The organism is Kitasatospora sp. CB02891 (genome assembly GCF_002803145.1).
GTDB classification, from domain to species: Bacteria; Actinomycetota; Actinomycetes; order Streptomycetales; family Streptomycetaceae; genus Kitasatospora; species Kitasatospora griseola.
This window is the reverse complement of the sequence record NZ_NNBO01000002.1, coordinates 433979-460907: the sequence shown is the minus strand read 5'-3', so window position 1 is coordinate 460907 and position 26929 is coordinate 433979. Positions and strand designations below refer to the sequence as shown.

At 74.7% G+C, this 26929-nt stretch carries 23 protein-coding genes; 12 read left to right on the top strand and 11 right to left on the bottom strand.

Annotated features, from left to right (window positions below; translation table 11 throughout):
- Positions 1–61: 61 nt before the first annotated feature.
- The gene (locus CG736_RS07490; RefSeq protein WP_043908048.1) at positions 62–460 is read right to left on the bottom strand and encodes a hypothetical protein; all 399 of its coding nucleotides are present in this window, start codon (positions 458–460) and stop codon (positions 62–64) included.
- Positions 457–813 carry a DUF1508 domain-containing protein gene (locus CG736_RS07485; RefSeq protein ID WP_100585368.1) on the bottom strand — a complete coding sequence of 119 codons (357 nt, stop codon included), beginning with the start codon at positions 811–813 and terminating at the stop codon, positions 457–459. Before CG736_RS07485 ends, CG736_RS07490 begins: the two co-directional genes overlap by 4 nt.
- A gap of 266 nt (positions 814–1079) precedes the next feature.
- Between CG736_RS07485 and CG736_RS07480 the strand changes: the two genes are divergently transcribed.
- Positions 1080–1319, top strand: a complete 240-nt coding sequence (locus CG736_RS07480; protein WP_157815461.1) for a hypothetical protein — start codon at positions 1080–1082, stop codon at positions 1317–1319.
- Positions 1320–1420: 101 nt separating this feature from the next.
- On the top strand, positions 1421–2377 hold the full coding sequence (locus CG736_RS07475; protein ID WP_100585366.1) for an SGNH/GDSL hydrolase family protein: 957 nt from the start codon (positions 1421–1423) through the stop codon (positions 2375–2377).
- Positions 2378–2901: 524 nt separating this feature from the next.
- Here CG736_RS07475 and CG736_RS07465 read toward each other — a convergent pair.
- Positions 2902–3462 carry a hypothetical protein gene (locus tag CG736_RS07465; protein ID WP_100585619.1) on the bottom strand — a complete coding sequence of 187 codons (561 nt, stop codon included), beginning with the start codon at positions 3460–3462 and terminating at the stop codon, positions 2902–2904.
- Between the two features lie 273 nt (positions 3463–3735).
- Here CG736_RS07465 and CG736_RS07460 point away from each other — a divergent pair, with 273 nt between their 5' ends.
- Both CG736_RS07460 and CG736_RS07455 read left to right on the top strand, forming a co-directional pair.
- Positions 3736–4782: a sensor histidine kinase gene (locus CG736_RS07460; RefSeq protein WP_100585365.1), complete on the top strand. Its 1047-nt coding sequence runs from the start codon at positions 3736–3738 to the stop codon at positions 4780–4782.
- The gene (locus CG736_RS07455; protein WP_043908059.1) at positions 4779–5429 is read left to right on the top strand and encodes a response regulator transcription factor; all 651 of its coding nucleotides are present in this window, start codon (positions 4779–4781) and stop codon (positions 5427–5429) included. Before CG736_RS07460 ends, CG736_RS07455 begins: the two co-directional genes overlap by 4 nt.
- A gap of 9 nt (positions 5430–5438) precedes the next feature.
- Here the strand turns inward: CG736_RS07455 and CG736_RS07450 are convergent, their stop codons facing one another.
- Genes CG736_RS07450 through CG736_RS07430 form a run of 5 tightly spaced genes read right to left on the bottom strand, consistent with a single transcriptional unit; the run spans position 5439 to position 11652 of the window.
- Complete coding sequence (locus CG736_RS07450; protein WP_100585364.1) at positions 5439–6080, bottom strand: hypothetical protein; 642 nt, start codon at positions 6078–6080, stop codon at positions 5439–5441.
- A 4-nt stretch (positions 6081–6084) separates the two neighbouring features.
- Positions 6085–8490, bottom strand: coding sequence for a glycoside hydrolase family 3 N-terminal domain-containing protein (locus tag CG736_RS07445; RefSeq protein ID WP_100585363.1), 2406 nt, complete (start codon positions 8488–8490; stop codon positions 6085–6087).
- Positions 8491–8541: 51 nt separating this feature from the next.
- Complete coding sequence (locus tag CG736_RS07440; protein WP_232733856.1) at positions 8542–9402, bottom strand: carbohydrate ABC transporter permease; 861 nt, start codon at positions 9400–9402, stop codon at positions 8542–8544.
- Positions 9403–9406: 4 nt separating this feature from the next.
- Complete coding sequence (locus CG736_RS07435; protein WP_100585362.1) at positions 9407–10378, bottom strand: carbohydrate ABC transporter permease; 972 nt, start codon at positions 10376–10378, stop codon at positions 9407–9409.
- A 2-nt stretch (positions 10379–10380) separates the two neighbouring features.
- A complete protein-coding gene (locus tag CG736_RS07430; RefSeq protein WP_100585361.1) occupies positions 10381–11652 on the bottom strand; it encodes an extracellular solute-binding protein in 1272 nt (423 codons plus the stop codon).
- Between the two features lie 290 nt (positions 11653–11942).
- On the opposite strand from CG736_RS07430, the gene CG736_RS07425 reads away from it, so the two are divergent.
- Positions 11943–12992 carry a LacI family DNA-binding transcriptional regulator gene (locus CG736_RS07425; RefSeq protein ID WP_100585360.1) on the top strand — a complete coding sequence of 350 codons (1050 nt, stop codon included), beginning with the start codon at positions 11943–11945 and terminating at the stop codon, positions 12990–12992.
- Between the two features lie 221 nt (positions 12993–13213).
- A complete protein-coding gene (locus CG736_RS36015; RefSeq protein ID WP_157815460.1) occupies positions 13214–14485 on the top strand; it encodes an LPXTG cell wall anchor domain-containing protein in 1272 nt (423 codons plus the stop codon).
- Between the two features lie 146 nt (positions 14486–14631).
- Here CG736_RS36015 and CG736_RS07415 read toward each other — a convergent pair whose 3' ends face one another.
- Together CG736_RS07415 and CG736_RS07410 are read right to left on the bottom strand one after the other, a co-directional pair.
- Positions 14632–15876: an ROK family transcriptional regulator gene (locus tag CG736_RS07415; RefSeq protein WP_232733855.1), complete on the bottom strand. Its 1245-nt coding sequence runs from the start codon at positions 15874–15876 to the stop codon at positions 14632–14634.
- Between the two features lie 61 nt (positions 15877–15937).
- The gene (locus CG736_RS07410) at positions 15938–17464 is read right to left on the bottom strand and encodes an FGGY family carbohydrate kinase (RefSeq protein WP_100585358.1); all 1527 of its coding nucleotides are present in this window, start codon (positions 17462–17464) and stop codon (positions 15938–15940) included.
- Between the two features lie 419 nt (positions 17465–17883).
- Here CG736_RS07410 and xylA point away from each other — a divergent pair, with 419 nt between their 5' ends.
- From xylA to lanL, 5 genes are all read left to right on the top strand, one after another.
- On the top strand, positions 17884–19050 hold the full coding sequence (gene xylA / locus CG736_RS07405) for a xylose isomerase (protein WP_100585357.1): 1167 nt from the start codon (positions 17884–17886) through the stop codon (positions 19048–19050).
- A 314-nt stretch (positions 19051–19364) separates the two neighbouring features.
- Positions 19365–19856, top strand: coding sequence for a tyrosine protein phosphatase (locus CG736_RS07400; protein ID WP_100585356.1), 492 nt, complete (start codon positions 19365–19367; stop codon positions 19854–19856).
- Between the two features lie 161 nt (positions 19857–20017).
- Positions 20018–22264 (top strand): MMPL family transporter, encoded by a 2247-nt coding sequence (locus CG736_RS07395; RefSeq protein WP_100585355.1) that lies wholly within the window; start codon positions 20018–20020, stop codon positions 22262–22264.
- A 199-nt stretch (positions 22265–22463) separates the two neighbouring features.
- Entirely contained in the window at positions 22464–22625 is a 162-nt protein-coding gene (locus CG736_RS36975; RefSeq protein WP_198520389.1) for an SflA family class IV lanthipeptide, read from the top strand.
- 2 nt (positions 22626–22627) lie between these two features.
- Complete coding sequence (lanL, locus tag CG736_RS07390; protein WP_100585354.1) at positions 22628–25150, top strand: class IV lanthionine synthetase LanL; 2523 nt, start codon at positions 22628–22630, stop codon at positions 25148–25150.
- 4 nt (positions 25151–25154) lie between these two features.
- On the opposite strand, the gene CG736_RS07385 is transcribed toward lanL, so the two are convergent.
- Positions 25155–26144, bottom strand: coding sequence for an alpha/beta fold hydrolase (locus tag CG736_RS07385; RefSeq protein ID WP_100585353.1), 990 nt, complete (start codon positions 26142–26144; stop codon positions 25155–25157).
- A 140-nt stretch (positions 26145–26284) separates the two neighbouring features.
- Between CG736_RS07385 and CG736_RS07380 the strand changes: the two genes are divergently transcribed.
- A complete protein-coding gene (locus CG736_RS07380) occupies positions 26285–26902 on the top strand; it encodes a helix-turn-helix domain-containing protein (RefSeq protein WP_100585352.1) in 618 nt (205 codons plus the stop codon).
- Positions 26903–26929 lie beyond the last annotated feature (27 nt).

Below are 26929 nucleotides of genomic sequence, written 5' to 3'. Positions count from 1 at the left end.
GGCGCCGACCGGACGTGCCCGGACCTGGGGGCGGCGCGGGAAGGACTCCCGCGCCGCCGACTCACCAGGGGCTTCCGGCCGTTCGCCGCATCCGCTGGACGTGCTCGACGCCCTGCAGGAAGCCGGTCACGCTCTGCCGGCACTGGTCGCGCCGCAGATAGCCGCGGGCGCTGCGGGCCACCGCCTCGCCGCCGCCCGACCCCGCCCGGGTGCTCCGGGCCGGCAGGTACGCGGTCCACGCCCACTGCCGGTCCTCGCGTTGGCTCAGCACGAACCGCAGGGCCGCCCGCTCCGCCAGCAACTCGGCCACGCCCGCCGCGAGTTCCTGCTCCGAGCGGTAGCCGCGGACGGCGGCGGCCAGCCGCCGCCCGTTCGCGGCCACCAGCGACCACCCGGCCCGCCCGTCCGCGCCGCGCACCGGCACCAGTCGCGGGCCGCGGCCCGTCTCGGCCGCGCTCACGGCGCACCGCCGGGCAGCGGAGCGGCCTCCGCCATCCGGGCCAGCAGCGCCATGAACCGCCGGAACGCGTTCTGGCAGGTCGCGTAACGCTCGTACGCCCGGCTGGACTTGACCAGCGGATTGCCTCGCGCACCGGGCACCACCCAGGTCCAGCCCGGCCCGCCCCGCACATGGGTGATCCGGGCGACCAACGCCGGCCCCAGGGCGACCAGTTCGGCGAACGCCCGCTCCGCGTCCCCGGCGGAGTCGTAGACGGCGGCGGACACCGCCACCACCCGCCCGTTCATCGCCTTCAGCTGCCACTGGAACCGTCCGTTCGCCGCCCGCTCCGTGAACAGACCCTCCCCGCGCACCGCCCGCTACCCCCCGGGTCTCCGCCGGCCCGAGGCCCGTCCTGGGCCGCAGCACCGCATGGCCCGTCCGGTCCGTATCCCTCACGAACCGGACGCACATCGTCACGCTGCGAACGCTATGTGTGCACAGACGACCACCGGAAGTGGAATGCCTCCTGAGCTGCCTCTGTTCGCCCCGAAGTTCTCCCTTGTTAATGCGCCGCCGACGGTCGGTGCGCCCCGACCCGGCGGCCCACCGCGCCGACGGCCGTGACATGCTCGGGCGCGTGACAGAACTCCCCGCCGACAACCGGTCGTTCACCGCGGCGCGCGGGCCCGCGCGGTTCGCCGCGTGCGAGGAGGACGGCGTCCCCGGCGTGGAGCACGCGGCGGGCGCGCGCGGGACGCTGTGCGGCATCCCGGACGCACGCATCACCGTTTACCGCCGCCTGTTCGTCCCCCGCCGCCTGCCGACCCTGCGCGGCCGACGGTCCTGCGGGCGCTGCCGCGACATCGTCCGCCGCTGACGGCCGTTCACTCGTCTGCGCCCTCAAGTCCACGGCGCACCCGGACGATCTCCTCCGGGGGGCGACCGTCACGGCCTCCGTCCGTTCACCGAGGAGAGACCGTGCCACGTACCCTGTCCCGCCTGGCCGTTGCCGCCGGCACTGTGGCCCTCGCCGCCGGCCTCGCCGTCCCCTCCGCGGCCGACGCGGACGGCCGGTCCGACGCCCTCCGGTGGGTCGCCCTCGGCGACTCGTACACCTCCGGGCTGATCCCGGCGACCGGGGAGGTCTTCGAGAACCCGCCGGACGGCTGCGCCCGCACTGTGCAGTCGTACCCGGAGATCGTCCGCCGGGAGCTCCGCTCCCTGGTCGCCCTGCGGAACGTCAGCTGCGGCTCCGCGACCGTCGCCGACGTCGCCCGGACGCAGCAGACCCCGCCCGGCCGGCCGGCGCCGCCCGGCAGCACCGACCCGGACGGCCCGTTCCGGCCCGTCCCGCCGCAGATCGACGCCGTCGGCCCGAGCACGAACCTGCTGACCGTCGGGATCGGCGGCAACACCCTGGGCTTCGCCGAGATCCTCAAGAGGTGCACGGAGCTCGGCGACGGCAGCAACAACACCGGCACGCCCTGCAAGGACGAGTTCGCGGCGAGCCTGCCCGGCCGGTTGGAGAACCTGCGCCGGCAGTACGACCAGATGCTCACCGCACTGCACTCCAAGGCGCCGCTCGCCAAGGTGATCACCGTCGGATATCCGCACATCGTCCCCGAGAACGCCGGCAGTTGCCGGTTCGGCGACATCCAGCAGTTCCACACCATCACCACCGGCGACCTCGACTGGTCCCGCCGCGCCGCCCTGGAACCGCTCAACTCGGTCATCCGGCAGGTGACCGCCGCCCACGGCGACACCTTCGTCGACCTGTACGCCGCCAGCGCCGGCCACAGCGTCTGCGACTCCGACCACTGGGTGGACGGCGTGCTCAGCAGCGTCTCGCCGCTGAGGCTCGCCTACGTGCACCCCAACGCCAAGGGCCAGGCCAACGCGGCGCGGCTGGTCGAGGACGCCGTCCTCGGCGGCTGAGCGTCGGCCGCGGGCGGGCGCGCTCCTACTGTGCCGCGCTCCGGCTCCCCGGGAACGGCGGCGTCCGGTCCATCGCCCGCAGCAGCCTTCGGGCAGGTTCCGCCTCCTCCGGCCGCACGGAGGAGGCGACGACCGGCCGGCCGGCGTGGATCGCCGCCCTCGCGGCCGTCTCCCGGCCGAGTCGGCGCCGGTGGCCCGAGGTCTGTCCCGTGGCGGCGGAGTGCCACCGGGCTGCGCGACAGAGGTTCGCCGGCAGGTCCCGGAGCGCGGGCCGGCACACACCATGCCCGGGGACGCGGCCAGTTCGAGCAGGAACGGGACGGCGGGCGCGGTCGCCTCCGCCAACACCAAGCCCAACCCGCGGACGCCGTGGGCCAGTTCGTCCACGGCGGCGCACGCCGTCCGCTCGCCCCCGGACGCGATCCGGGACAGCAGCGCGGGAATGCCGCTCGCCGGTGCGCCCGTCGCCTCGCGGAGGTCTCCCCAGCGGACCACCGCGACACCCTTCAACAGTTGCCCCGCACTCAGCTCCTGACGCTCTCGCCGACCGTCTCCACGAGGCGACACCGCGCCGTCCGGCGTCCGGCCCGGGCGCGGCGGGCGTGGTCCAGCGTCACCGCCGCCAGCAGCGGGCCCCAGGCCACCAGCGGCAGGTAGCAGAGCGTCATCACCGCGCCCGCGAGGCCGTGCGGCGAGTCCGGGTCGCTCATGTTCCGCTGCCACGGGCCGAGCGCCGCCGACCAGGTCACCGCCGTCACCGCCAGCGCCCCCAGGCCGGCCGGGACCAGCACCGTCCACGCGGGGAGCGTCCGTCCGCCGAGCGACGGGACCCGGCGCGGCACCCGGCGCCCCCACGGCCGGACCAGACCCAACGTCAGGAACGCCAGCCCTTCCGCCACCGCGCTCAGCCCCACCACGTACACGGTGCCCCAGCCGGGCATCCACCGGCCGAACATCCGCTCCAACTCGCCGTGGAAGCCCACCGGCAGACCGAAGCCCAGTGCCACTCGCCACAGGCCCGACGGCACCACCGACCACGCCGCCGCCCGCGCCGCCCGCACGGCCCACCGCGGCGCCGCTTCCATGTTCCCCACCATCTCAGGCCCTCTTCTCGACTCCCGCCGGTCCGACCGCCGGCCACGCCGAGGACTCTGCCGCCGGGCCCCACCCCGCCGGCAGATGTCGAACGGCCACTCGACCGTCGCTCCAATGTGCCGATCGGCACACCCGCCACGCCCCACCCGCCCCTAGGGTGATCACATGAACGGGGACACGGGGGTAGCCGCGCGCACGCGGGAGCGCCCCAGCACGAATCCATCCGGTCCGGGTGCTGCGCCCACGCCTGCCGGGGCCGCCTCATGAGCGGCGAACCCGCCTGGGACGCGGCGGGGTTGATCGTCCCTGCCGCCGTCGCCGGGTGGGCGCTGTACCGGCCCCGGCAGGGCTGGCCCGCGGCCGGGCTCTCGCTCGCGCTGAGCTGCGCCGCCGGGTGGGCCGGTCCGTACCGGGGCGGGGCGCCCGTGGTGGGGCTGGCCGGGGTGGTCGAACTCGCCGCGCTGGTGGGCCTGGTGGTGCTCGCGGTGCGTCGCGGCCGGTACCGGTCGGCGCTCTGGACGGCGCTCGCGGTCCTGGGCTGGCCGATGCGCTTCGTCGGCTTCGATCCGCTGCTGCCGGTGTTCGGCGCGCTCGCGCTGGCCGCCGCCGGCACGGCCGGCCGGTACCTGCACGCCCTGGACCGGCAGCGCGAGCGGGCCGTGGCCGCTGCCCGGCACGCCCAGCGGCTCGAACTCGCCCACGATCTGCACGACTTCGTCGCCCACGACGTCAGTGGCATGGTCGCCCAGGCGCAGGCCGGGGCGCTGCTGGTCCAGCAGTCGCCCGAGCGGGCGGCCGCGCTGTTCGCCCGGATCGAGCAGGCCGGGCAGCATGCCCTCGCCGCACTGGACCGCACCGTCGACCTGCTGCGCGCCCCCGACCAGCAGGACGGCGGCGGTCGCGCGGCGCTCGGCGGCCTGGACGAACTCCCGGACCTGGCCGCCCGGTTCACCGCCACCGGCGGCCCGCGGGTCCAACTCGCGCTCACCCCGGGCCCGGTGGGACGCGAGTGCGCCGCCACCGTGCACCGGATCGCCGTCGAGGCGCTCACCAACGTCCGCCGGCACGCCCCGACCGCCCGTACCGTCCGGATCGAACTCGCCCGCACCGCCGACCGGTTGGAGCTGGTCGTGCACAACGACGGCCCGGCCGCCGCCCGGCGTTCCCGGCCGCGCGGCGGTCACGGCCTGGCCGGCCTGGCCGCCCGGGTCGAGGCCCTCGGCGGCACCTTCCGGGCCGGGCCCGTCCCGGACGGCTGGCAGCTCACCGCCATCTTCCCCACCCCGACCCCTCTCCCGGAGACCCCGTGACCACCCGGATCCTGCTCGCCGACGACCACGAGGACATCCGCACCGCGTACCGGATCATCCTCGACGCTCAGCCGGACATGCAGGTCGTCGCCGACGCCCCCGACGGCCTCACCGCGCTCCGGCTCGCCCGCCGCATCCGGCCGGACGTCGTCCTCGCGGACATCCGCATGCCGCACCTCGACGGCCTGGACCTCACCCGGCAGCTGGCCGGCCCGGACGTCGCCGACCCGCTGCGGGTGGTCGTCGTCACCACCTTCGACCTCGACGAGTACGTCCACACGGCGCTCGCCAACGGTGCCGCCGGGTTCCTGCTGAAACGTTCCAGCCCCGCACTGCTCACCGAGGCGATCCGCGCCGCGATGGCCGGCGACACCCTGATCAGCCCGCAGTTGACGCTCCGTCTGCTGCGGCACTACGCCCCGCCGGAGCCGTCCCAGCAGGCCCCGCGCGAGGCGCTCAGTCCGCGCGAGCGGCAGATCGCCACCCTGGTCGCGGACGGGGCCACCAACGCCGAGATCGCGGCCGAGCTGTTCCTCTCCCCCGGCACGGTCAAGAACCACCTGGCCCACATCCAGCGCAAGCTGGGCACCCGCAACCGCGTCGGCATCGCCACCTGGTCGCTGACCCACCGTCAGCGGCTGCCGTAACCGGCGGCGTCAGACGAACAGCTTCTGGCCGGCCGGGGTGAGCGTCCAGTCGCCGAGCAGGCTCTCGCCGATCCGCACCGCGTACAGCTCGCCGTGCGCCCCGAGGTGGAACACCGCGATCCGGGCCTCCCGGTCCTCGCCGGTGTAGGCGAGGGTCTTCGGGGCGTCCGGCGCCGGGTCCCCGTACACCACCGAGGGCTCGCCGAACTCGGCCAGCACGTCCGCCAGTCGGCGCCGGTCCTCGGACCAGTCCAGGACCCGGTCGAGCAGCTGCCCGAGTTCCTCCTCGCCCAGTGCGCGGTCCAGCCGCAGCCAGCCCCGCCGGTGGGCGTCCTCGCCGTACTGGGAGGCGACCAGTGCCGCGTCGGCCTCCCCGAAGCTGCCGCGCAGCAGCGTGCTGATCGTGCGGGAGGCGGTGTCCGGGATCCAGGCGGTGCCGAGCCCGCTGTCCGGGTCGGCGGCGGCCAGGGTGTTCAGCAGCTCGACCACGGCCGCGGTGCCGCCGAGGAGTTCGGGGTGCCGGACGGCCGCGTTGAGCGAGTCCAGCAGCTCGGCCCGCCGGACGTCGGTGAGCGGCGGCCGGGCGCTTCCGCGCGTGGTCGGGGCGGCGGTCGACCCGTCGGCGTCGGCGGCGTGGGTGAGTGCACTCATGGGGTCAAGTGTGCCGGTTGCGCGGTCCTTCGACGGCCACCGGGCAGCTCATCCGCCGCCGGTGGTCCAGTTCCCGCTCCGGGCCGGTGAGTTCGAGCCGGACGGTGTGGCGGACGTCGGCGCTGGAGGCGGCCAGCCGCAGCCGGATCTCGCCGGGCTCCACGGTCCGGCGCCCGTCGGGGCCGGTGCAGGAGGCGAGGTCGGCGTGGAACCGGAACCGCACCCGGCGGCTCTCGCCGGGCCCGAGCGGCACCCGCGCGTAGCCGATCAGCCGGGCGTCGGGCCGGGTGGTGCGGGCGACCGGGTCGTGCAGGTAGAGCTGGACGGTCTCGATGCCGGCGCGCCCGCCGCTGTTGCGGACGGTGAGCTGCACGTCCGTGCCCGCGTCGGTGGCGAGTCGGGGCAGCGGATCGGGCCCGGGCGTCCACTCGAAGCGGGTGTAGGACAGACCGTGGCCGAACGGGTGCAGCGGCGTCGGGTCGAGGCTGCTGACGCCGTTGGCCAGGCCGAGCGGGGGCTGGAGGTACGTCCAGGGCTGGCCGCCGGGCTCGCGCGGGATGCTGACGGGCAGTCGGCCGGACGGGTCGACGTCGCCGGTGAGGACGGCGGCCAGCGCCGGTCCGCCCTCCTCCCCGGGGAAGAACGCCTGCACGGCGGCGGCGCAGCGTCCGTGCCAGCGGCCGAGCGCGTACGGGCGGCCGGTGAGCAGCACCAGCACCACGGGGGTGCCGGTGGCGAGCAGCGCGTCGAGCAGGTCGCCCTGGACGCCGGGGAGTCGGAGGTCGGGGGCGTCGCAGCCCTCGCCGGAGGTGCCGCGTCCGAACAGTCCGGCCCGGTCGCCGAGGACGGCCAGGCAGAGTTCGGCTCCGGCGGCGGCCCGGACGGCGTCCGCGAAGCCCGCGGTGTCGGTGCCGTCGACCGGGCAGCCGGGCGCGAACTCCAGTGCGGCGCCGGGCAGTCGGTCGCGCAGGGCGTCGAGGACGGTGGGGATGTCGAGGCCGAGCGGGATATCGGGGTGGTGGGCGCCGACGTGGCTGGGGAAGGAGTAGCAGCCGAGCATCGCGAGCGGGTCGTGGGCGCGCGGTCCGACGACGGCGATCCGGCGGGCGCCGGGGGCGATCGGTAGGGCGCCGGCCGGGTTGGTGAGCAGGACGACGGACTGTTCGGCGATCCGGCGGGCGAGCGCCCGGTTGCCGGGCGGGTCGAGGTCGATGCCGCCGCGGACGTCCTCGGGCGCGGTGTCGGCGCCGCAGCCGGCGGGCAGGGCGGGCGGCAGCGGGCTCCAGTCGGGGTCGAGCAGGCCGAGTCGGCACTTCTGCAGCAGGACGCGGTGCAGCGCCCGGTCGACCAGCCGTTCGGGGATCCGTCCGTCGCGGACGGCTTCGACCAGGGTGTCGCCATAGGCGCGGACGGTGGGCAGTTCGACGTCCACACCGGCGGTGAGGGCGAGCCGGGCGGAGTCGGCGCGGTCGGCGGCGACCCGGTGCAGGGTCTCCAGGAAGCCGACGGCGAAGTAGTCGGCGACCACGGTGCCGGTGAACTGCCAGGTGTCGCGGAGCAGTTCGGTGAGCAGGGCGGGGTCGGCGGCGACCGGCAGGCCGTCGATCTCGGTGTAGGAGTGCATGACGGAGTCGGCGCCGCCTTCGTGCAGGGCCATTTCGAACGGGGGCAGCAGGACGTCGCCGAGTTCGCGGGCCCCGACCCGGACGGGGGCGAGGTTGCGGGCGCCGGCGGAGGCGGAGTAGCCGACGAAGTGCTTGAGGGTGGCGACGAGGCCGGCGGAGCGCAGTCCGCGGACGTAGGCGGTGCCGATGGTGGAGACCAGGTAGGGGTCTTCGCCGATGGTCTCCTCGACGCGTCCCCAGCGCAGGTCGCGGGCCACGTCGAGGACGGGGGCGAGGCCCTGGTGGATGCCGACCGAGCGCAGGTCGCGGCCGATCCGGTGGGCCATCTCGGCGATCAGCTCCGGGTCGAAGGTGGCGCCCCAGGCGAGCGGCACGGGGTAGGCGGTGGCGCCCCAGGCGGTGAAGCCGGCCAGGCACTCCTCGTGGGCGACGGCGGGGATGCCGAACCGGCCGGCGGCGGTGAGCTGCTGCTGGGCGCGGGCCAGTGCGAGGGCGCCGACGGCGGGGTCGACGGGGGCGGTGCCGAACGGGCGGGTGAGCTGGCCGAGACCGTGCGCGGAAAGCGCTTTCAGGTCGACCGGGTCGCACATTTCGTTCTGGTGCGGGGCGACGCCGTCGCCGCCCGTGTCGGCGCCGACCCACACGCCGTACAGCTGGGCGGTCTTCTCCTCCAGGGTCATCCGGGCCATCAGGTCCGCGACCCGGACGTGCGGGTCCTGCGCGGGGTCGCGCCAGGGTCCGGCCGGGCGCGGATCGTCGGCGGCCGGTGCGGGGTGGGTCGTCATCGGACGGCTGGGTCCTTCCGCTGCGGGGTGGTGGACGATCGGGCGGGCCGCTCAGCCTTTGACGGCGCCGGCCATGCCGCCGACGATGCGGCGCTCGGCGAACACGAAGAAGCCGAGCGCGGGCAGCATCGACAGGGCGGTGTAGGCGAGGATCCCGGCGGTGTCCTGCGAGTACTGGGACTGGAAGGCGGCGACGCCGAGCGGCAGGGTGAAGTGCGCCTGCTGGTTGAAGACCAGCATCGGCAGTTGGTAGGCGTTCCAGGAGCCGAGGAAGGCGAGCACGGCGACGGTGACCAGGGCGGGCCGGGCCAGCGGCAGCATGATCCGCCACAGGAAGCCGAGCCGCCCGCAGCCGTCGACGGCGGCGGCGTCCTCCAACTCCCCCGGGATCGCGGCCATGAACGGCCGCAGGATCACCACCGTCACCGGCAGTCCGAACGCCGCCTCGGCCAGCGCGACGCCGAACCAGCTCTCCAGCAGGTGGAGTTGGCGCAGCAGCAGGTACACCGGCAGCGAGGCCACCCCGAGCGGGAACAGCAGGCCCGCGGTGAACAGCGTGTAGACGCCCTCTCGACCGCGGAACCGGTAGCGGGCCAGCGCGTACCCGGCCGCCGCGCCGAGACCGCAGGTGAGCGCGGTGGCGGTGACGGCGATCAGGGCGCTGTTGCCCATCAGCCGCCAGAACACCGAAGACGCCAGCACGGAACGGTAGTTGTCCAGCACCCAGGGGCTCGGCAGCCCGGTCGGGTCGGCGTTCAGCTGCGCGTTGGTGCGGAAGCCGCCGAGCACCACGAAGGCGATCGGAACGAGCGTCACCCCGGCCACCAGCAGGGCCGCCAGGTACCGGCCGGGCAGCGTCAACTGCCGTGCGGTGATGATCGGTTGCCGCCGCGCGGCGGGCGGTGCGGTCACGGGATCAGTCCACCCTTCCGGTGAGCGCGCCGCCGGTGTCGCGGCGCAGCGCGAACCGCTGGTAGGCGAGCGCGAAGACGAAGCAGACGGCGAACAGCACCACCGCGACGGCGCTGCCGTAGCCGAACTGGTAGCGGCGGAAGCCGCGGTCGATGACGTAGGTGGCCATGGTCGCGGAGGAGCCGGCGGGGCCGCCGAGCGTCATGATCCAGACCAGCTCGAAGAGTTGCAGCGAGCCGATCACCGAGAGGAAGATCCAGATCCGGACGGTCGGGCCGAGCAGCGGCAGCACCACCTTGCGGGTGGTCTGCCAGGCGGACGCGCCGTCCAGGGCGGCGGCCTCGCGCAACTCCGTTGGCACGCCCTGGAGTCCGGCGAGGAACAGGATGATGCCGAAGCCGAGGTACTTCCAGGTGGAGACCGCGAACAGGGTGTACAGCACCAGGTCGGGGTCGGCCAGCCACTGGTGCACCAGCGAGTCGAGGCCGACCGAGCGGAGCCCCCGGTCGACGGCCCCGCCGGGCTGGAGCAGCACCAGCCAGGCGACGGCGGTGATCGCCTCGGACAGCACGTACGGGGTGAAGGCGACCAGCCGCAGCAGGGCCCGGCCGCGCAGTCGGCCGTTGAGCAGCAGCGCGAGGGCGACGGTGAGCGGCAGTTGGACCGCCACCGACAGCACGGCGAACACCAGGTTGTGCCGGACGGCACCCCGGAACACCGGATCGGCCAGCGCCTTGCGGTAGTTGGCGAGTCCGACGAGCCTGCTGGGCGGGCCGAAGCCGTTCCAGTCGAAGAAGCTGTAGTAGACGGCGGCGGCGATCGACACCAGCACGAACAGCGCGAACAGGGTGAGCGCGGGGCCGAGCAGCAGGGCGAGTTCGGCCCGGGTGCGGCGGCCGGTGCGCCGTCGGACGGAGCCCCGCGACGGGGTGGCGGAGCGGGCCGGGGTGGCGGCCCGCTCCTCGACGGTGCTCATCCTCACCCCGCCGCGTTCACCGCGCGGGCCACCGAACCGGCGTCGCCCTTGCCGGCGAACAGGTCCGCGGCCGCGTCGTTGAGGGCCTGCCCGACGGCGGTGGGCAGCGCGACGTCGAAGTACACCTGGACGTAGCTCGCCCGGGCGTTGTAGTCGAAGATCTGCTTGACCACGGGGTCCTTGACGGCGGCGACGGCCGCCGGGTTGACCGGGATGGTGGCGGCGCCCGAGTCGACCAGTTCGGTCTGCACCTCGGCGCTGGTCAGGTACTTGAGCAGCTGCGCGCAGTCGGCGGCCCGCTTCACGGTGCACGAGAAGCCGTCGCCGCCGCCCAGCGCCACGCTCGGGTCGCCGGCCGCACCGGCGACCGCCGGGAACGGGAACCAGCCCAACCGGCCCCGGTAGGACGGGTCGGCGGCCAGGCCCTGCATGACGCTGGGGTTCCAGTCGCCCTGGAGTTCCATCGCGGCCTGCCCGGCGGCCACCATCCCGGCCGAACTGCCGCTGCCCTGCTGGGCGGGAGTGCCGTTGAAGCCCTCCTGGAACGGCTTCAGGGCGATCAGATCGAGCACGTCCTGACCGGCGCTGGTGAAGCACGGGTCGGTGAACCTGGCCGCTTTCACCGAGGACTTGAGGGTGTCGACGGCGCACTCGCGGACGGCGAAGTAGTCGTAGTAGAAGGCGTCCGGCCAGCGGTCCTTGCCGCCGAGCGCGATCGGGGTGCTGCCGGCGGCCTTCAGCTTGCCGATGTCGGCCTTCAACTCGTCCATGGTGGCGGGAGGTTGAGTGATGCCGGCGTTGGCGAACAGGTCCTTGCGGTACCAGAACCCGACCACGTGCGAGTCGTAGGGGACGCCGAGCTGCTTGCCGTCGGCGGCCCAGCCCTGGGCGGCGGGCCCGAGGTCCTTGATCCAGTCGGCGGTGAGCGAGGTCAGGTCGGCGACCCGGCCGGACTGCGCCTGGGTGGCGAGCAGGCCGCCGCCCTGGTTGAAGTAGACGTCCGGTGGGTTGTCGGACTGCAGGGCCAGCGGGACCTTGGTGGGGAACTGCTCGTTCTGGATCGGCACCACGTCGAGTTTCGAACCGGCGTGGGCCTGCTGGTAGTTGGCGGCCGCGTGGGCCCAGACGGTCCTCAGCGGGTCCTGGGTGCCGTTGTGCCACCAGGTCAGCGCGCCGCTTCCGGACCCGGAACCGCCGCTGCCGCAGGCGGTGAGCAGGGTGAGCGCGACGGCGGCGGCCGACGCGGCGACGGGCAGGCGTCTGCGGACGAACATGGTGCGGGCCTCCTGGGGCGGGGAGCGGCTCGAAAGTTTCGGGACCGGTGACACGGGTGGCGCCGGGACTCAGTGGGGCCGAAGGTGGCGCGACAGTGCTGAGCTGCGAGAGGTGCCGTCGCGGGGCGGCGCGAGGCGGCACGATCGAACGATTCGAATGTTTCGCTGGCTGTTCGAATGTTGCGAGGAAGCTACGGCGGCCGCGCGGGCGAGTCAAGGCCTCCGACCGAACCGGACCGCCGTTCGCACACCACCTTGCCGGGCGGGCCGCGGGCGCTACTATCCGTGCCATGAGCGCCGCTGAACTCGAACCCGACCCCGCGCCGACGCTGTCGGAGATCGCCCGGGCGGCCGGCGTCTCGGCGCCGACAGTTTCGAAAGTCCTGAACGGACGGACCGACGTCGCCCCCGCCACCCGCGCCAAGGTCGAGGAGATCCTGCGCCGCACCGGCTACCGGCGCCGCCGCACCACCGCGCCGCCGTCCCGGCTGCTCGACCTGGTCTTCCATCAACTCGACAGCGCCTGGGCGGTGGAGGTGATCCGCGGCGTGGAGAACGTCGCCAGGGACGAGGGGCTGAGCATCGTGCTCTCCGAGTCCGCGGGCCGGCTCACCCCCGGCCAGACCTGGGTGGACGGCGTCCTCGCCCGCCGCCCCGCCGGGGTGGTGCTCGTGCTGTCCGACCTGGACGCCGCCCAGCGCGACCAACTCACCAGCCGCGACATCCCGTTCGTGGTGCTCGACCCGGCCGGCGACCCCGCCGACGGAGTGCCCGCCGTCGGCACCGGCAACTGGCAGGGCGGCCTCGCCGCCACCCGACACCTGCTCGACCTCGGGCACCGCCGGATCGCCGTGATCTCCGGCCCGTCCGGCATGATGTGCAGCCGAGCCAGGGTGGACGGCTACCGCACCGCGCTGGAGACCGCCCGGCTGCCGGTCGACCCGGAGCTGATCCACGAGGGCGACTTCCACCACGAGGCCGGGTACGCCGCCGCCCGCGCCCTGCTGACCCGCGACGACCGGCCCACCGCGATCTTCGCCGGCAACGACCTGCAGGCGCTCGGCGTCTACGAGGCCGCCCGCGAACTCGGCCTACGGGTGCCACAGGACCTCTCGGTGGTCGGCTTCGACGACCTGCCGCTGGCCCGCTGGGTCGGCCCGCCGCTGACCACCGTCCGGCAGCCGCTGGTGGAGATGGCCGAGACCGCCGCCCGCCTGGCCGTCGAACTCGGCCGCGGCGAACACCCCGCCGCCACCCGCGTCGACCTCGCCACCAGCCTGGTCGTCCGCGCCTCCACTGCCCCGCCGCCGGCCGACTCCCTGCCCCTGCCGACCCGTTGACGCCCGCCCGGCCACCGGCACTCCGCCCCCCGGTCACTGACGGGGAGTCAACGTGACACCACCTTGGGTCGATTGGCCGAATCGTTGCACGAGGGTGATTCCCGACAACTCACCACATAGCCAACCATTGCGCCTGGTACGTGAGTTGACTTGTGTGAACAGTGTGGAGAAATTGGTGCCGCCTCGGACCTTCCGTGGCGTGTCTCCGATCCCATGCGCCAGTGAGTGAGTTGCCCATGCGCCACCCCAGAGCCTTCCGCGCCGCCGCCGTCACGGCCGCCGTCGGTCTGATCTCCGCGCCCGCCGTCTACACGGCCTTCGCGGCGAGCGGCAGCACCTACACCGTGAACCTGCACCAGGCCAAGGACCTGCCGCTCACCGCGGCCGGGTTCAACGGCCACAGCACCTGCAACACCGTCCCGAAGACGCAGGACGGCTGGCACTTCGTCCTCTCCGGCAACAGCACCGAGTTCGTCACCCTCACCGTGACCTTCGAACCGGGCGGCCGCCAGGTCGTCACCGACTTCGGCCCGCCGAGCGGCAAGCACGCCTACGTCGGCTCGGCCAAGGGCGCCAAGCTCACCTCGGCGGTCGCCGAAGTCCGCGGCGGCGACGTCAACAAGCTCAACTTCAACCTCGGCGACACCTGCCCCGCGACCCAGACCGGCCCCACCCCCTCGGGCTCCCCCAGTCCCTCACCGTCGGCCAGCCCGAGCCCGTCGCCCTCGGCAAGTCCGAGCCCCTCCCCGTCGCCGTCGGCGAGCCCGAGTCCCTCCGATTCGCCCTCGGAGAGCCCGAACCCGTCCGCTTCACCCTCGGAGAGCGCGAGCCCGTCCGCTTCGCCCTCGGAGAGCCCGAGCGAGAGCCCCACCGAGTCGCCGTCCCCGAGCGCCTCCCCCTCGCCGGAGCCGTCCGCGAGCAGCTCGCCGACGCCGGAGCCGTCCGAGTCCCCGGCGCCGAGCAGCAGCCCGACGCCCTCGGAAAGCCCCACGGAGAGCCCGGCCGAGAGCCCCTCGCCCTCCGACAGCCCCACCGACAGCCCGACCGACAGCCCGTCGCCGTCGGCCGGCCCGAGCGAGAGCCCCGCCGAGTCGCCGTCCCCGAGCGGCTCGCCCTCCCAGGACCCGTCCGAATCCCCCGCCCCGAGCACCAGCCCCGCACCGTCGACGAGCCCGTCCGACGGCCCCTCCCAGTCCCCGTCCGAGTCCCCGTCGGAATCCCCGTCCGGGTCTCCCTCCGGCAGCCCCTCGCAGTCCCCGTCCGGGTCTCCGAGCGGCAGCGCCAACCCCTCCGGCATACCCTCGGGCACGCCCGGCCCGACCGCCCCAGGCTCGGACGGAACGGGCGTCGGCACGCCCGCCGCCACCGGCCAGCAGGGCGACAGCCTGGCCTTCACCGGCGCGGATGTCCTCGGCACCACCGTGGCCGGCCTGGCGCTGATCGGCGCGGGCGGCGCCCTGGTGCTGCGTCGCCGCAAGGGCGCGCACAGCTGAGAGCCTTCGCTCGCAACGGAGTTCACGTCCCGCCCGGCGGGGCGCCGGTACCCGGATTCGGGACCGTCGCCCCGCCGGGCCCGTGTCGGGCCTCGCGCAGCGGGGCCGCCGGCAAACGGTGGTCAGTGCGACGCCGGGCGTCGGGCTCAGACCGTGTCCGGCTGCCAGAGCGACGCGGGGTCGGTGTGGAGGCGGCGGACGGTGGTCAGGGCCGCGCCGAGGACGGGGCCGCGGCGGCCCAACGGGGAGGCGCGGAGGGCGTCTTCGGGCCACGGGCGGACGCGGATCAGCGCGGCGAGTTCGGTCCGCATGGGGGGCAGCAACCAGCGCGCGAGGTCCGCGTAGGCACCGCCGAGCACCAGGGTGGTCGGGTCGATCAGATGGACGGCGGCGGCGAGCGCGGTGCCGAGGGCGGTCCCGGCGTGCCGCAGGGCGCGCAGCACGGCGGGGTCGCCGGCCTCCGCCCGGACGACCAACTCGCCGACAGCGTCCGCAGAGTGATGGATCGTCAGCTCAGCCGTGCGCAACACAGCGGCGAGACCGGCGTACGGTTCGAGGCAGCCGCGGGCACCACAGGAGCAGGGGCGGCCGTCGGGGCGGACGGTGAGGTGGCCGAGTTCGCCGGCGAAGCCCTGGACGCCGCGGAACAGGCGTCCGTCGAGGACGAGCGCGCCGCCGATGCCCTCGCCGGCCGAGATGTGGACGAAGGTGCCGGAGCCGACGCCCTGTCGGAGTTCGGCCAGCGCGCCGAGGTTGGCCTCGTTCTCGATCGCGGGGGCGGTGCCCGGGCCGGGCCACGCGGTGGGGAGGTCGAGGTGGTGCCAGCCGAGGTTCGGGGCGTGTTCCAGGTAGCGGCCGGGGCCGTCGAGCGGGACGCGCACGCTGCCGGGCACGGCGAGCACCCGGCCGACCACCCGCAGCCCGAGGGCGACGGCCTCCGCCTCGGCCTGCGCGGCGAGTCGGGCGAGTTCGGTGAGGGTCTGCTCGGCGGAGCGCGCGGCGTTCGGGGCGGGACGGTGGAGTTCGACCCGGACGTCGCCGCGCAGGTCGAGGACGCAGGCGCCGAGGTGCTCGACGCCGACCTCCAGGCCGAGCCCGGCCGGTCCGCTGTCGGGGAGGACGAGGGCCCGGCCGGGTCGGCCGACCCGGCCGCTGCGGGCGAGTTCGCCCTCCACCAGCAGTCCGCCGCCGATGAGTTCGTCGACCAGGCTGGACACGGCGGTGCGGGTCAGTCCGGTCCGGCCGGCCACGTCGGCGCGCGACAGCGGGTTCGCGGCGACGACGGTGCGCATCACCAGGGCGAGGTTCTGCCGCCGCATGTCCTGCTGGGAGGCGGGGCCGCGCCGCGGTGCGGGTGCGCTGTCGGCCGGCTGCTGCCCGTCCGCTGCCACGTCGATCGGTCTCCGCTCCACTGCCGCCCGTGCCGAGTCCGGGTCTGTTCGCCGTCCGCTGCTACCGGCCGCCGCCCTGCAGGGCCGCCGTCTGCGAAATGGTAGTCGCGATCCGTTCGAGCGCCGCGTCGTCGCGTTCGAGCGCGGGCAGCACCGGCCCGTCGGCGGTGCCCCAGCGGCGGGCGACGGCGTCGGCGGGTTCGCCGGTGAGCAGCGCGGCGGCCTGGGCGGCGGCGCCGAGGGCCACGAGTTCGCGGGCGGCGGGCAGTTGGACGGGGCGGCCGGAGAGCCTGCGCACCGTGTGCTGCCAGGCCGGGCCCCGGGCGCCGCCGCCGATCAGCAGCAGCGGCTGCGCGGGGTCGGGGGTGTCGGTGCTGCCGGCAGTGCGGGTGGCACCGGCGGTGTCGGAGCTGCCGACAGTGCCGGTGGTGCCGGCAGTGCGGGTGGCGCCGGCGGTGTCGGAGCTGCCGGCGGGCCGGTCGACGGCGAGGACGTCGTCGAGGGCGGCGAGCAGGGAGTACGCGGCGCCGTCGTAGGCGGCCTGGAGGAGTTGGCCGGCGGTGGTGTCGTGGCGCAGGCCGTGCAGCAGTCCGCTGGCGTGCGGGAGGGCGGGGGTGCGTTCGCCGTCGAGGTAGGGCAGCAGGACGGCGGTGCCGTCGGGTTCGACGGCTTCCCGGTCGCGGCCGAGCAGGGTGGCGATCCGGTCCACGGCGAGCGTGCAGTTGAGAGTGCAGGCGAGGGGCAGCCAGTTGTCGAGGGCGTCGGCGAAGCCGGCGACGGTGCCGCTCGGGTCGGCGGGGCGGGTGCGGGCGACGGTGTAGACGGTGCCGGAGGTGCCGAGGCTGAGCACGGGGGTGCCGGCGGTGAGGCCGAGTCCGAGGGCGGCGGCCATGTTGTCGCCGGTGCCGGTGGCGATCGGGGTGCCGGGGCGCAGTGGTCCGCCGGCCCGGGCCTGGCCGGCAGGGGTGCCGGTGGGAGCGACGGCGGGGAGCAGGGCGGGGTCGAGTCCGATCCGGGCGAGGACGGCGGGGTGCGGGCCGGCGGGGGTCCACCAGCCGGTGCCGGAGGCGTCGCCGCGGTCGGTGACGGCGTGCCCGGTGAGGCGTTCGGTGAGGTAGTCGTGCGGGAGTCGGACGGCGGCGGTGCGGTCGGCGTTCGCGGGTTCGTGGGCGCGCAGCCAGGCCCATTTGGCGGCGGTGAAGGACGCGCCGGGGACGCTGCCGAGTTCGGCGGCCCACCACTGCGCGCCGAACTCCCGTACCAGTTCGGCCGCCTGGGGTGCGGAGCGGACGTCGTTCCAGAGCAGCGCGGGCCGGACGGGGCAGCTGGCGGCGTCCAGGGTGACCAGTCCGTGCTGCTGTCCGCCGATCGCCAGCGCCTGGGCGCGGTCGGCCCAACCGGTGGCGGCGACGGCGGTGTTGAGGGCGTCCCACCACTGCTCGGGGTCGCTCTCCTGTCCGTGCCGGGAGTCGACCCGGTGCGCGGCGCGGCCTTCGCCGAGGACGCGTCCGGTGCCGGTGTCGACGGCCAGCGCCTTGGTGGACTGGGTCGAGCTGTCGACGCCGATCACCACCTGCGGGTGTGCCATGGGCTCGCCACTCCTGTCTCTTCCGAACGTGTCCTGCCCGAACCTGTCCTGCCCAGACGGGCCCGGCCCGAGCGCGCCCGGCCCGGCAGGCCCTGCCCGGCAGGCCCTGCCCGGATGCGCTCTGCCCGGATGCGCTCTGCCCGAGCACGTCCCGTCCGAGCACGTCCCGTCCGAGCACGTCCTGCCCGAGCACGTCCCGTCCGAGCACGTCCCGTCCGAGCACGTCCTGCCCGAGCACGTCCCGTCCGAGCACGTCCCGTCCGAGCGCGTCCTGCCTGAGCACGTCCTGCCTGACCGGTTCCGCGCGGGGGCTTCCCCCGCGGGCCGACCCATATTAATTTGTCTTCCGGCCTGACGAATAGACTCGCGTCGTTCCCGGTCGATCCGCCGCGGTCGATCCCCAGCGTTTGGAGTGCCCGATGAGCCGACTCACCCCCACCCCCGCCGACAAGTTCACCTTCGGCCTGTGGACGGTCGGCTGGCAGGGCCGCGACCCGTTCGGCGACGCCACCCGGCGGGCGCTGGACCCGGTCGAGACGGTGGAGCGGCTGGCGTCGCTGGGCGCGTACGGCGTGACGTTCCACGACGACGACCTGATTCCGTTCGGCTCCTCGGACGCCGAGCGCGCGGCGGTCGTCAAGCGGTTCGCGGCCGCCCTGGAGTCCACCGGCCTGCGGGTGCCGATGGCCACCACCAACCTGTTCACCCACCCGGTGTTCAAGGACGGTGCGTTCACCGCCAACGACCGCGACGTGCGCCGCTTCGCGCTGCGCAAGACCATTCGCAACATCGATCTGGCCGTCGAGCTGGGCGCCGACGTCTACGTCGCGTGGGGCGGCCGCGAGGGCGCGGAGCACGGCGCGTCGAAGGAGGTCCGCACCGCGCTGGACCGGCTGAAGGAGGCGTTCGACCTGCTCGGCGAGTACGTCGTCGGGCAGGGCTACGACCTGCGCTTCGCGATCGAGCCGAAGCCGAACGAGCCCCGCGGCGACATCCTGCTGCCGACCATCGGCCACGCGCTGGCGTTCATCGAGCGACTGGAGCGTCCCGAACTGGTCGGCGTGAATCCGGAGGTCGGGCACGAGCAGATGGCGGGCCTCAACTTCCCGCACGGCATCGCGCAGGCGCTCTGGGCGGGCAAGCTGTTCCACATCGACCTGAACGGCCAGTCCGGCATCAAGTACGACCAGGACCTCCGGTTCGGCGCGGGCGACCTGCACCAGGCGTTCTGGCTGGTCGACCTGCTGGAGTCGGCCGGCTACCAGGGCCCGCGCCACTTCGACTTCAAGCCGTCGCGCACCGAGGACTTCGACGGCGTGTGGGCCTCCGCGGCCGGTTGCATGCACAACTACCTGCTGCTGAAGGAGCGCGCCCGGGCGTTCCGCGCCGACCCCGAGGTGCAGGCCGCGCTGCGCGCCGCCCGGCTCGACCGGCTCGCGGAGCCCACCGCTGCGGACGGCCTGGCCGCCCTGCTCGCGGACCCCACCGCGTTCGAGGACTTCGACGTCACCGCCGCCGCCGAGCGCGGCATGGCGTTCGAGCAGCTCGACCAGCTCGCCCTGGAACACCTCCTCGGGGCCCGCTGAACCCGCTGCGCCCACTGCGGTCGACCCGGTCGCGGTGGCGGCGGCCGCCGGCGGTCGACCCGGTCGCGGCCGCTGCCGACGCCGATCGCGGTGGCGCGGCCGCTGCTGGCGCTCGACGGGAGGTTTCTGGCAGCATTGCGCGAGCCGCAGCAGGTGGATACCGCCCCGGCGCGCCGAAGGGCCGGAGCCCCGCGCGCCCGACGCACTGTTCCCGGCCCGATGACATATCGCCTGCCCGCCGTCGAGCGGCAGTCCCGGTCCGTTCCGACGCAGCGGCGCACCGCACCCCATCGACCGGAGAGGTCCGCTTCCGCATGCGCCCCACCCTGTTCACCGTCGAGCGGCCCGGCCCGGGCCGCCTGAGCACCATGGCCCGGCCGCGCGGCGGCGACTGGCTGCCGGACGAGCTGGCCGCGCTCGCCGCCGCCGGTGTCACCGACCTGGTCAGCGCCCTGACCTCGGCGGAGTGCGCCGAGCTCGGACTGACCGCGGAGCCGGAGCTCGCCGTCGCCGCCGGGCTGCGCTTCCACAGCCTGCCGATACCGGACTACACCACCCCTTCGCACACCCAAGTGCGGCCCAAACTCGACGAGTTGACCGGCCGACTGCGGGCCGGCGGGCAGCTGGTGTTCCACTGCCGGGCCGGTATCGGCCGGTCCTCGCTGCTCGCGGTCTCCGTCCTGATCCTGGACGGCATGGACGCCGACACCGCGTGGGAGCGCCTGGCCCACGCCCGCGGCCTGCCCGTCCCGGACACCGCCGAGCAGCGCGCCTGGACCGACGCCCTCCACTCCCCCGCGGTCTGACGCCCCCTCCGGTCTGACGCCCCCTCCGGTCGGCCGCCGATCTCGGCGTTCGGGTGGTCCGTCCGTGTCGCGGCACACGCGCGCCCGCGCCGGACCCGGGCCCGCCTACCGTGGGACCCCCGGTCACTGTGCGTGGTGACGGTGGGCCGATGGGAGGGTTGATGTCCTCGTCCGCATCGAACCGGTCCGAGCACCCTCCGGCGGCACCGCGCCGGGGGCTGCTGTGGCGGGTGGGCGGCTGGTGCGCCCGGCACCCGGTGGTGGTGATCGTCGGGTGGCTGCTGGTGCTGGCGGGCGTGCAGGCGGCCAACCGGACCGTCGGCGGTACGTACTCGGACGATTTCTCACTGCCCGGTTCGCAGTCGCAGCACGGCCGCGACGTGCTCCAGGCCCACGAACCGTCCGCGGGCGGGACGAGCGCGCAGGTGGTGCTGCACGACGACCAGCCGCTGACGGACTTCCAGTCCCAGGTGAACCAGGCCGTGACGTCCCTGCAGCACCTGCCGCATGTGCTGTCCGCGCAGGACCCGCTGCCCCCGCCGGGGCAGAGCGCACAGCCCGGCGGCCCGCTCTCCTCGGACGGGCGTACGGCGTACATCACGGTCCGGTTCGACGCCAATCCGTCCACCTTCGGCAGCGACTACCTGCCGCAGGTGGACGCCGCGGTGGCGCCGCTGCGGCAGGCGGGGGTGCAGGTCGAGTACGGCGGGCCGCTGGGCGAGTTGGCACGGCCGGCGCCGGACGACCGGGTGAGCGAGCTGATCGGGTTCGCGGTGGCGGTGCTGGTGCTGCTGGTCGGGTTCGGCAGCGTGATCGCGGCGGGGCTGCCGCTGGTCAGCGCCCTGGTCGCGGTGGTGGTGGGGCTGGGGCTGCTCGGTCTGCTCGCGGTGCTGACCACGTTCGCGACGGTCGCGCCGACGCTGGCCACGATGATCGGACTGGGCGTCGGCATCGACTACGCACTGTTCCTGTTGACCCGTCACCGGCAGAACCTGATGGACGGCGCGGACCCGCCGACGGCCGCCGGCCACGCGGTGGCGACCAGCGGGCGGGCGGTGCTGATCTCCGGCTGCACGGTGGTGATCGCGCTGGCGGGCCTGTCGGTGTCGGGCATCGCCTTCATGGCGAAGCTGGGCCTCGCCGCGGGCGTCACCGTGGTGACGGCGGTGTGCGGCGCGCTGACGCTGCTGCCAGCAATGATGGGCCTGATCGGCCGCCGGATGGATCGTTTCACCGTGCGCACGCCGGTCGCGGAGGGCACCGGGGCGGACGAGGCGTCGGCGACCGGCATGTGGCACCGCTACGCGCGGCGGGTCGAGCACCGCCCGTGGTGGTACCTGGCGGCGGGGCTGGCGACGGTGGCGGTCCTGGCGGTGCCGCTGCCGTCGATCCAGCTGGGCCACATCGACGACGGGGCGGATCCGGTGTCGTTCACCGACCGGCGGGCGTTCGACCTGATGTCGGCCGCGTTCGGGCCGGGCTCCAACGGGCCGCTGACGGTGGTGGTCGACCAGACGACGGTCCCGGCCGCGGACCGTCCCGCGCTCGCGTCCTCCGTGCAGCAGGCGCTGACGAACGTCCCGAACACGGCGAGCACCGCGCCGTTGCAGACCAGCGGCGACGGCGACGTGCTGTTCACCACCGTCACTCCGGCGCAGGTCCCGCAGGACCGGGCGACCACCGACCTGGTGGGCCACCTGACGGACACGGTGCTGCCGGACGCCGCCCGGGGGACGTCGGCGGCCACGTACGTCACCGGCACCACGGCCGCGCAGGTGGACTTCCTCGATCTGGTGGCGAGCCGGCTGCTGCCGATCATCGCCGTGGTCGTCGCCCTCGCCTTCCTGATCATCCTGCTGGTCTTCCGGGCGCCGCTGGTCGCGTTGAAGGCGGCGGTCCTCAACCTGGTGTCGATCGCCGCCTCGTACGGGGTGCTGGTCGCGGTGTTCCAGTGGGGCTGGGGCGGGCCGGCGCTGGGCGTGGCGGGCAAGGTCCCGATCGAGAGCTACGTCCCGATGATGATGTTCGCGATCGTGTTCGGACTCTCGATGGACTACGAGGTGTTCCTGCTGTCCCGGGTGCACGAGCGCTGGCTGCTCACCGGCGACAGCCGGGGCTCGGTGGCGCACGCGCTGGAGACCACGGCCCGGGTGATCGGCTGCGCGGCGCTGATCATGGTGAGCGTGTTCGCGGCGTTCATCGTCAGCGACAACGTGGTGATCAAGATGATGGGCCTCGGCCTGGCCGTCAGCGTGCTGATCGACGCGACGGTGGTGCGGCTGCTGATGGTCCCCGCCGCGATGACGCTGCTCGGCGGCGCCGCCTGGTGGACGCCCCGGTGGATGGACCGGGTGCTCCCGCACATCGACACCGAAGGCACCGGCGCCGCACCCGCCGAGGGGAGTTGATCGCGCGTCGCCGAATCCGAGCGCACACGTCCCACTTGTGTGCGAACTGTGAACTCGGCGTGTCCCACCCTCTTGTCAGGTGCACCAATGCTCCCTACCTTCATCCTCCAGGACTCCAGCCCCACCGGGCCGGAACCGTCCACGGCGTTCACCCGAGCCGCGGAGCAACGCCGGAGACACCACAACCTGGAGGCGTCACATGCCCGTTGCCACCCTCACCGAGATTCGCGACGCCGGTCCGCTGCTGGTCGACGACGAGATCCTCGTCTTCGAGGACGACGACCGCGCCGACCACGACCCGACGGCCTGCCTGGCCGACCCGTGGGTCACCGCCACCACCCGCATCGCCTGCGACCGCTGACGGTGACCGCGCCCATCGCCGGCCGCCGCGCCTGGTCCGACGAGATCTGGTCGTACCAGCACGATCCGCGGATGCCGGCGATGGAGCACGGATGGAAGCTCCACGTCTCCGCCCGCCCCGGCACCCTGGACGCCGTCCACGCCGTCGTCCTGCCGCTGCTGGAGCAGCACGTCTGCCACGCCAAGTGGGCCCGCGACCCGGCCACCCTGCGCGCCCTCAACTCCGGTACCAAGAACGCCGCTTCGGTCGGCAAGGCGTTCACGATCTACCCCGCGCCGGACGAACTCCGGCCGCTGGCCCACGCGTTGGTCACCGCGCTGCGCGGTCACCGGGGCCCGCAGATCGTCAGCGACCGCCGCCTCGACCCGGACGCCCCGGTGTACTACCGGTACGGCCCGTTCACCGGCGACTACCGCACCGGCCGCAGCGGACGCCTGGAGTCCGTGATGACCGGCCCGGACGGCCGCGTCTTCGACGGCCTGGCCGGCACCGCGTACCGCTGCCCGCCCTGGGCCGAGGACCCGTTCGCGCCGCCGCCCTCCGGCGCCGACCCCGGTTTCGGCGGCGGCCGCTACCGCGTCACCGGCGGCATCACCCGCAAGCCGCAGGGCAACGTCTACCGGGCCCTCGACCGGACCACCGGCGCCCCCGTGGTGGTCAAGCAGGCCCGGGCGTACGTCGCCGAGGACGAGCACGGCGCCGACACCCGCGACCGCCTGCGCCACGAGCGGGCCGTCCTCGCCCTGCTGGCCGACACGCCCGGGGTGCCGCGCGAGCTCGACTACTTCCGGCACCGCGACGACGAGTACCTGGTGATGACCAGCTGCGGCGACCGCGACCTGCGCCGCGACGTCCACACCCACGGCCCCTACGCCGAGGCCGAGTCGGGCCCGCGCAGCCTGCTTCCGCTGGCCCGCGAGCTGCTCCGGATCCTGGACGGCGTCCACCGTCGCGGCGTGGTCGTCCGCGACCTGAAGCCCAACAACGTGGTGCTCGCCCCCGACGGGCGCCCCCGGCTGATCGACTTCGGCACCAGCGCCGTCCGCGGCACCGGCCCCGCCGGGTCGACGCCCGGCTACAGCGACCCCGTCGTCCGGCCCGGCGTCGCGCCCGAACCCGCCGACGACTACTACGGGTTGGGCATGACGCTGTACTTCGCGGCCACCGGCATGGACCCGGTGATCCTCGACCCCGACGACGCCGTCAACCGCGAACGTACCCTCGCCGCCCTGGAGTTCGCTCTGCCCGGCCCGGCGCACCGCCAGGTCCGCACGCTCGTCGGCCAGTTGACGGACCTCGCGCCGACGGTCCGCACGGCGGGCGCGGACCGCCTCCGCACCCCCAGCCAACCTTCTTCGTCCGCACCGAAGTTGATCCGCTCCGACCCGTGCCTCTCCGCCGACCTGCTCGCCGAGATCCTCGACCACACCACGGCGTACTGCGTCGCCGAGGCCCGGCGGATCGCCGACCCCGAGCTCGCCGCCCGCGCGGCCGTCCCGACGCCGATCGACCTCTACAGCGGCAGCGCGGGCCTCGGCCTGGAACTCCTCCAGCACCTCGACCGCCCGGGCGTCCGCGACGCCGTCACCGCGCTCGCCGACTGGACCTCGCGCCAGAACCGCACGCTGCCGGCGGGGTTGTACTCCGGCCGGACGGGCGTCGACCTCTTCCTCACCGCCGCCGGACTCCCTCCCGACACCACGATCGCCCTCCCGACCCGGGGCCCGGACGGCGACCCGCCGGAGGCCGACCTGATCGACGGCGTCGCGGGCATCGGCCTCGGCCACCTGCTCCTCGCCCGCCACGACGACCGGCACCTCGCCGTCGCCACCGCCTGCCACGAGCAACTCACCACCGGCCGCGCCCGCCTCACCCCCACCGACGCGCCGCGCCCGGGGGACGCCGCCCTGGCCCAGGGACTCGCCCACGGCGACGCCGGGGTCGCGTACTTCCTCCTCGAGTACGCCCGCACCACCGGCGACCCGGCCGCGCTGGAGCACGCGCACCGCGCCTGCGCCGAGCTCGCCGCCGCCACCCCCGCGATCATCGCCGCCGCCAACCACCCTGCGGCCACCCGCCGTTACGGCTCCTGGTGCCGCGGCCTGGCCGGCATCGGCACGGTGCTGGCCCGCGCCGCCGACCGGCTCGACGACCCCGGGTGCCGCACCCTCGCCGAACAGTCCGCCCGCACCTGCCTGGCCATCGCCCCGCGGATGCCCCTGGTCACCCACTGCTGCGGCCTGGCCGGCGTCGGCACGCTGATACTCGAACTCGCGCCCGCCGCCGAGGAGTTCCGGGCGGCCGCCGGCACCGTCGCCGCCCTCCTCCGCACCCGCGCCGCCGGCCCCCCGTCCCGCCCCGTCTTCCCCGACCCCGGCCTCACCGGCCCCGCCTTCCCCTACGCGACCGGCACCGCCGGAGTGCTCGCCTTCCTCCGCCGCCTCGCCGACCTCACCGGAACGGAGGGCGAGGGCCGTCGGAACGAGAGTCGGCGCCAAGGGAGTTGGGACCTGCTCGGCGGCTGACGATTCAGCCGGGGAGGGACGCGAGCCAGGAGGTCAGCAGGTGGTTCACCTCGTCGGGGCGCTCCTGCTGGATCCAGTGCCCGCAGCCGTCCAGGACATGAGCGGCGGTCAGGCCGGGGAGGGTGGCCGGGAAGGCCTCGATCGCCTCGGCCAGCCAGGTCGTGGAGGCGTCCAGGGCGCCGCCGACGAACAGGGACGGCTGCTCGATCGGAGCGCCGGCGTACGGGGCGAGGTCCTCCCAGTCGCGGTCCATGGCGCGGTAGCGGTTGAGGGCCCCGGTCATGCCCGTGCGCTCGAACTCCCCGGCGTACACGTCGAGATCGTCCTCGGTCAGCCAGGCGGGCAGCCGGCCGTCGGGGAAGCGGTCGCGCAGTCGGCCGCCGGCGCGGGCCACGAAGTGCGGGTCCGGCGCGCCGTCGGCGGGCATGGTGTCGGCGGACATGGCCGCGTAGAAGCCCGCGAGCCAGCCCCGGACGTCCGGCTCCACCTCCGCTTCGGCCCGGCCGGGCTCCTGGAAGTACGAGACGTAGAACTCCTGGTCGCCGCCCATCCGCGCGAAGACGTCGGTGGGGCGGGGGCCGCCGGGCGGCGCGTAGGGGACGCTCAGCAGTCCGACGGCGCGGAAGAGCTCGGGGTGGAGCAGTGCGGAGGTCGCCGCGATGTTGGCTCCCCAGTCGTGCCCGACGACCACCGCCGTCTCCTCGCCCAGGGCGCGCACCAGGGCGACGTTGTCCGCGACCAGATCGAGCATCCGGTAGGCGTCCGTCCCCGCCGGCTTCGAGGAGCGGCCATAGCCGCGCACGTCGAGCGCCACGGCCCGGTACCCCGCCGCCGCGAGGGCCGGGAGCTGGCGGCGCCAGGAGTACCAGGACTCGGGGAAGCCGTGGACGAGCAGGACCAGTGGTCCGGCGCCCTGCTCGACCAGGTGCAGGCGCCCGGCGGGCGCCTCGATGGTGCGGTGGCGCAGGTCGGCGGACGGCGCGGGCTGGTGCATGGCTTCTCCTCGGTTCACGGGCGGCCGCGGTGGTCCGCCGATCTTCCGACGCGGCGACCGCCCGACGCGAACACTCTTGCCATTCTGGCAAGCTTGCAGGACAGGGCGGTGGCAACGACACGGCCGGAGGGAGCGCAGCGATGACGATGGACGACGGCACGGCCGAGACGCTGGCGGCCATGGGCCCTCGGCTGCGGGCCGCACGGGAGCAGCGCGGCGCCACGCTCACCGGCGTCAGCCGCGCGACCGGCATCTCGATGAGCACGCTGTCGCGGATCGAGACCGGTCGGCGCAAGCCGACCCTGGAGGTGCTGCTGCAGCTCGCGAAGGTGTACGGCGCCTCCCTGGACGAGCTGGCCGGCACCGCGCCCACCGCCGCGGCCGCACCGCGCATCCCGCCGCGGCAGCGCGCCGGCGACGACAAGGTGGTGCTGCCGCTGACCCCGTACGTGGGGGGTCTGCACGCCCACAAGCACGTCCTGCCCGCGCTCGACGCACCGCCGGCGCGGCCCCGGCAGAGCTCCCACGACGGCCACGAGTGGCTGTGCGTCCTGTACGGGCGGCTGTGGCTGGCCCTCGGCGAGCAGGACCTCGTCCTGAGCGCCGGCGAGGTGGCCGAGTTCGACACCCGCACCGCCCACGGGGTCGCGAACGCCGGGCCCGACGGACCGGTCGAATACCTGATCATGTTCGGGCCGCAGGGAGAGCGCCCCCGACCGCGCACCCCGGCCCTCGGCCACCGAGCCCCGAGGTCCTGACGTCAGCGATGGCGTATCCTGTCCGGT

Coding starts and splice junctions, on each gene's coding strand:
- CG736_RS07465 (WP_100585619.1), bottom strand. CDS start 3,462: ATGGAAGCGGCGCCGCGGTGGGCCGTGCGGGCGGCGCGGGCGGCGGCG.
- CG736_RS07460 (WP_100585365.1), top strand. CDS start 3,736: ATGAGCGGCGAACCCGCCTGGGACGCGGCGGGGTTGATCGTCCCTGCC.
- CG736_RS07450 (WP_100585364.1), bottom strand. CDS start 6,080: ATGAGTGCACTCACCCACGCCGCCGACGCCGACGGGTCGACCGCCGCC.
- CG736_RS07445 (WP_100585363.1), bottom strand. CDS start 8,490: ATGACGACCCACCCCGCACCGGCCGCCGACGATCCGCGCCCGGCCGGA.
- CG736_RS07435 (WP_100585362.1), bottom strand. CDS start 10,378: ATGAGCACCGTCGAGGAGCGGGCCGCCACCCCGGCCCGCTCCGCCACC.
- CG736_RS07430 (WP_100585361.1), bottom strand. CDS start 11,652: ATGTTCGTCCGCAGACGCCTGCCCGTCGCCGCGTCGGCCGCCGCCGTC.
- CG736_RS07425 (WP_100585360.1), top strand. CDS start 11,943: ATGAGCGCCGCTGAACTCGAACCCGACCCCGCGCCGACGCTGTCGGAG.
- CG736_RS07410 (WP_100585358.1), bottom strand. CDS start 17,464: ATGGCACACCCGCAGGTGGTGATCGGCGTCGACAGCTCGACCCAGTCC.
- xylA (WP_100585357.1), top strand. CDS start 17,884: ATGAGCCGACTCACCCCCACCCCCGCCGACAAGTTCACCTTCGGCCTG.
- CG736_RS07400 (WP_100585356.1), top strand. CDS start 19,365: ATGCGCCCCACCCTGTTCACCGTCGAGCGGCCCGGCCCGGGCCGCCTG.
- CG736_RS07395 (WP_100585355.1), top strand. CDS start 20,018: ATGTCCTCGTCCGCATCGAACCGGTCCGAGCACCCTCCGGCGGCACCG.
- CG736_RS36975 (WP_198520389.1), top strand. CDS start 22,464: ATGCCCGTTGCCACCCTCACCGAGATTCGCGACGCCGGTCCGCTGCTG.
- CG736_RS07385 (WP_100585353.1), bottom strand. CDS start 26,144: ATGCACCAGCCCGCGCCGTCCGCCGACCTGCGCCACCGCACCATCGAG.
- CG736_RS07380 (WP_100585352.1), top strand. CDS start 26,285: ATGACGATGGACGACGGCACGGCCGAGACGCTGGCGGCCATGGGCCCT.